The following is a 4,361-nucleotide window of genomic DNA, read 5'->3' as shown; positions in this document are numbered from 1 at the left end:
GCGAATGAATCAGTGCTTCCTTAATTCATTCCTACACATGCATGCCGGCTTCAAAAGCTTCATGCAGCACTTCATGATTTTCAATATCCCCAGCCTCCGTTACGCCGCCGGCAAAGACCGTGTCTGCCAGACGGGACTTGGGGAAGCAGTCGATCCAGCCGGTCATACCGGAAATGGCCCTTTCCGGTGTATGGGGATTATCATCGGCTGCGGTCATGAGCAGGTACACATCCCGGAAACGGTATGCCTGCGGAAACAGGGGATTGCACCGGTCCAGCAGTGCTTTCATCTGTCCGCTCATGCCGTAGTAATAGACAGGTGTGGCAAAGGCCACCACATCCGCTGCCCCGATTTTTTCACTGATTTCTTCTGCATCATCCTTCATGAAACAGTGGAATGTTTTCTGACAGGAAAGACAGCCGGTACAGAAACCGAACTTCTTTCCACGAAGGGAAATCACTTCCACCCGGTTTCCCGCCTCACCGGCCCCTTTGGCAAAGGCTTCTGCCAGCCTTTGGGAATTGCTCCCGCTCCTTAAACTGGTGGAAATAACAATGACATTTTTATCCACCAAAAACACCTCCTGCTCTGCAACGAAACATCCTGTTTGATGATTTCATTATAGAGCAGGAGGCATTATAATAACCAATACCCGATTGTTTTTATTCATCATGCTGTTTCGGCATGATTTGGTTACTCATTTCCCCTTTGAAAATAGTCTTCCATCCGGCTTTTCAGAAGTTCCGCCGCCTTGGACAGGGTTCTTTCCTTTTTCCATACAAGGAAATTGCTGTTGTGCAGGGCAGGAATGAAGGGCCGGAACACCAGATTCTCCCGGTAAGGCGTATCGCAGGGAATGAGCCGGTCATAGGTAATCATGCTTCCCATGCCTGCTTCCACCATAAAGGCCGCATTGTAGGCCAGATTGTAGGTGGACACGATGTGAAGCTCCCCATCCCCACCCATCCACCGCTGGATTTCATTTCTGGAGACCATCTGGGCGGAAGCAATGAGCGGTTCCTCCCTTACATCCGCCACCCGGATGCCCGGTTTGCCGGCCAAAGGGTTATCCTTCCTGAGGAGCAGCCCCCAGGTGTCCCGATAGGGCAGACGGATATAGTGGTACCCCTCCGGCGGCACGTTCCGGCAGAGGAGAGCAAAATCGAGGAGCCCTTTTTCCAGATAATCCAGGGACTGTTCCCCGTTTCCACTTAAAAGATGGAGATGAATGTCCCTGTACTCACGGAGAAGAGGCGAGAGACCATTGACCACTTCCCGCATGGCTTCCGTTTCTCCGCAGCCCAGGTACACATCTCCTGCCACCGCTTTACTCAGATGGGAGAATTCATGGATGGTTCTCTCTTCCAGGGAAACCAGCTCCTCTGCCCGCACCTTGAAAAGAATGCCCGCCTCTGTGAGGGTGGTTCTCCTTTTGCCCCGGATGAAAAGCTCCGCCCCCAGTTCCTCTTCCAGTTCCCGAAGCTGCCGGGAAAGGGTGGGCTGGGTCAGGTGAAGCGTTTCCGCCGCTTTGGTAATATTCTCCTCCCTGGCCACTGCCAGGAAATACTTAATAACCCTTAATTCCATACTGCCTCCTGTTAATTTCTTTACGAAGCGCTTCCCTTTTCCTGCAGAAATTCCTGAAGTACCACCGTCTGGTTGTGTTCTTTGTCCTTGGCGCCAAAGAGAAGGGTCACCGGTCCCTTTGCCAGCTCTGCCTTTACAAGGGAAATCAATCTTTCCGTTTCCGGATTTTCTTCCAGTTCATCCCTGTATTTTCTTCTGAATTCTTCAAACTTTTCCGGTTCATGGCCGAACCACTTCCGAAGCTCCGGCGACGGTGCTATGGCCTTTTCCCAAAGATCCAGGGCTGCCTTTTCCTTAGAAATGCCCCGGGGCCACAGACGGTCCGTAAGAATACGGAAACCGTCGGATTCTTCCGGTTTTTCATATACCCGTTTGATTCTCAGATCCATAGTAAGACTTCCTTTCGCGATTCCTATTGTAACATGGAATTCCATAAAAAAATGTGACTTCTGCAAAATTTTCATAAAAGAAAGGCATAATAGAAAAGGCTGTGAAACCATTTTCATGATTTCACAGCCTTTATTTCATGTTCTGTATTTCTGAAGAAATCAGATTACATCATTCCGCCCTGAGGCATAGGAGGCATAGCCGGTTTTTCTTCCGGGAGATCGCCTACTACCGCTTCGGTGGTGAGAACGAGAGCGGCGATGGAAGCTGCGTTCTGCAGTGCGCTTCTGGTGACTTTGGCCGGATCTACGATGCCTGCTGCCAGCATGTCTTCATACTTGTCATCTGCTGCGTTGTAGCCGATGCCGTCGCCTGCTTCTTTTACCTTTTCAGCAACGATAGCGCCTTCCAGGCCTGCGTTGTCAGCAATCTGGCGTACAGGAGCTTCGATGGCATGGCGAACCAGGTTGACACCGGTCTTTACATCGCCTTCAGCCTGGATGGAATCAAGGCTCTTCTGGATGTCCAGGAAAGTGGTGCCGCCGCCGGCAACGATGCCTTCTTCCACAGCTGCTCTGGTCGCATTCAGGGCATCTTCAATGCGGAGTCTCTTATCTTTCATTTCAACTTCAGTAGCTGCGCCTACTTCGATGACAGCAATGCCGCCGGACATCTTAGCCAGACGTTCCTGGAGTTTGTCTTTATCAAACTGGGAAACAGCATCTTTGTACTGTTCGCGGATCTGTTCCACTCTGTGTTTGATTTCATCCTTGTCCCCTGCACCGCCTACGATGGTGGTGTTGTCTTTGGTAATGCGTACCTGATGAGCGGTGCCCAGGTCATCCAGGGTTGCGCTCTGGAGCTTGCGGCCCATATCATCGGAAATCACATGGCCGCCGGTAAGGATGGCAATGTCTTCCAGCATAGCCTTGCGGCGGTCGCCGAATCCCGGAGCCTTGACAGCAGCGCATTTAAGGGTGCCACGGAGTCTGTTCACTACCAGGGTAGCCAGTGCTTCGCCTTCCACATCTTCAGCGATAATCAAGAGTTCCTTGCCGGAACGAGCAACCTGTTCCAGAAGCTGGAGCATATCCTGCAGCATGTTGATCTTCTTGTCGGTGATGAGGATGAATGGATTTTCCATGACGCATTCCATCTTATCCGGATCGGTGACCATGTATGGGGAGAGGTAGCCGCGGTCAAACTGCATGCCTTCTACAACCTTCAGGCTGGTGCCCATGGTCTTGGAGTCTTCTACAGTGATAACGCCGTCGTTGCCTACTTTTTCCATAGCGTCTGCAATGAGGCCGCCGATGGTCTTATCAGCAGAGGAAATGGAAGCAACCTGGGCGATGGCTTCCTTGGTCTTAACCGGAACAGCCTTCTTCTTGATTTCATCTACAAGAACCTTGACTGCTTCTTCAATGCCCTTCTTCAGCACCATGGGGTTGGCACCGGCTGCTACGTTTCTCATGCCTTCATGAATCATGGACTGAGCCAGCAGGGTTGCGGTGGTGGTGCCGTCACCGGCTACATCGTTGGTCTTGGTGGCTACTTCTTTAACAAGCTGGGCACCCATGTTTTCAAATGGATCCTTCAGTTCGATTTCACGGGCAATGGAAACACCGTCATTAACGATGTTCGGAGCGCCGAATTTCTTGTCAAGAACTACATTGCGGCCCTTCGGTCCCAGGGTAATCTTTACTGCATTAGCCAGCTGGTCAACACCCTTCAGGAGAGCTGCCCGGGCTTCTTCATTATAAAGTACTTTTTTAGCCATTTATATCACTCCTATAAGTTCATTGAGAATTAAAGAATAGCAAGGATATCTCTTTCAGCGAGAAGCAGGTACTTTTCGCCGTCTTCATCAATATCTACGCCGGAATATTTAGCAAAAAGAACATGGTCTCCTACCTTGACTTCGAAGGGAAGACGGGTGCCGTTGTCCAGCACTTTGCCGGAACCGATAGCCATAACGGTACCTTTCTGGGATTTTTTCTGAGCTGTATCCGGAATCAGGATTCCGCCTTTAGTCTTTGTTTCTTCTTCATCAACTTTAACGAGAACACGATCTGCCAATGGTTTTAACATGTCTATTCCTCCTTTGACTATTAGCACTCACTTACATCGAGTGCTAACTTACTTTTCTATAATACATAACTTTCTTCAAAAATGCAAGTGTTTTATTGAAAAAAATCATTATGAAAAGGGAAGGCCTGAAATGTCCTGCCACGGTTCAGAGGATTCAGAGGGTGTGGATTGGGGCTGTGAAAAAAGAAATGACACAGATTCCACTCCGCCTCACTGTCATTTCGACGGTCGCCGGTCAGCCGACAATAGGAAAGCCTCTTATTGGGCAGGCCAGGGAAGCACTGATTAATTCGCAG

The 4,361-nt window shown here is 50.1% G+C and carries 6 protein-coding genes; 1 reads left to right on the top strand and 5 read right to left on the bottom strand.

Annotation, left to right across the window (positions count from 1 at the left end):
- Nucleotides 1–31 precede the first annotated feature (31 nt).
- The 5 genes from B2Y11_RS05440 to groES all read right to left on the bottom strand — a co-directional run bounded on the left by B2Y11_RS05440 (nt 32) and on the right by groES (nt 4,065).
- Nucleotides 32–571 (bottom strand): flavodoxin family protein, encoded by a 540-nt coding sequence (locus B2Y11_RS05440; protein ID WP_291057093.1) that lies wholly within the window; start codon nt 569–571, stop codon nt 32–34.
- 122 nt (nt 572–693) lie between these two features.
- The gene (locus B2Y11_RS05435; RefSeq protein WP_291057091.1) at nt 694–1,587 is read right to left on the bottom strand and encodes a LysR family transcriptional regulator; all 894 of its coding nucleotides are present in this window, start codon (nt 1,585–1,587) and stop codon (nt 694–696) included.
- A gap of 20 nt (nt 1,588–1,607) precedes the next feature.
- Nucleotides 1,608–1,976, bottom strand: coding sequence for a DUF488 domain-containing protein (locus B2Y11_RS05430; RefSeq protein ID WP_291057089.1), 369 nt, complete (start codon nt 1,974–1,976; stop codon nt 1,608–1,610).
- A 164-nt stretch (nt 1,977–2,140) separates the two neighbouring features.
- Nucleotides 2,141–3,754: a chaperonin GroEL gene (gene groL / locus B2Y11_RS05425; RefSeq protein WP_291057087.1), complete on the bottom strand. Its 1,614-nt coding sequence runs from the start codon at nt 3,752–3,754 to the stop codon at nt 2,141–2,143.
- Between the two features lie 29 nt (nt 3,755–3,783).
- The gene (gene groES / locus B2Y11_RS05420; protein WP_008860470.1) at nt 3,784–4,065 is read right to left on the bottom strand and encodes a co-chaperone GroES; all 282 of its coding nucleotides are present in this window, start codon (nt 4,063–4,065) and stop codon (nt 3,784–3,786) included.
- 95 nt (nt 4,066–4,160) lie between these two features.
- Here groES and B2Y11_RS05415 point away from each other — a divergent pair.
- Nucleotides 4,161–4,361 (top strand): hypothetical protein (locus B2Y11_RS05415; RefSeq protein WP_291057084.1); only part of this gene is annotated, 201 nt, incomplete at its 3' end.

The organism is Dialister sp. UBA1703 (assembly GCA_002320515.1).
Classification (GTDB): domain Bacteria; phylum Bacillota; class Negativicutes; order Veillonellales; family Dialisteraceae; genus Dialister.
This window is presented reverse-complemented; position numbering and strand designations above follow the sequence as displayed.

What these genes read in the sequence shown, in the direction of transcription:
- B2Y11_RS05435 (WP_291057091.1), bottom strand. Translation starts at nt 1,587, where the DNA reads ATGGAATTAAGGGTTATTAAGTATTTCCTGGCAGTGGCCAGGGAGGAG.
- groL (WP_291057087.1), bottom strand. Translation starts at nt 3,754, where the DNA reads ATGGCTAAAAAAGTACTTTATAATGAAGAAGCCCGGGCAGCTCTCCTG.
- groES (WP_008860470.1), bottom strand. Translation starts at nt 4,065, where the DNA reads ATGTTAAAACCATTGGCAGATCGTGTTCTCGTTAAAGTTGATGAAGAA.
- B2Y11_RS05430 (WP_291057089.1), bottom strand. Translation starts at nt 1,976, where the DNA reads ATGGATCTGAGAATCAAACGGGTATATGAAAAACCGGAAGAATCCGAC.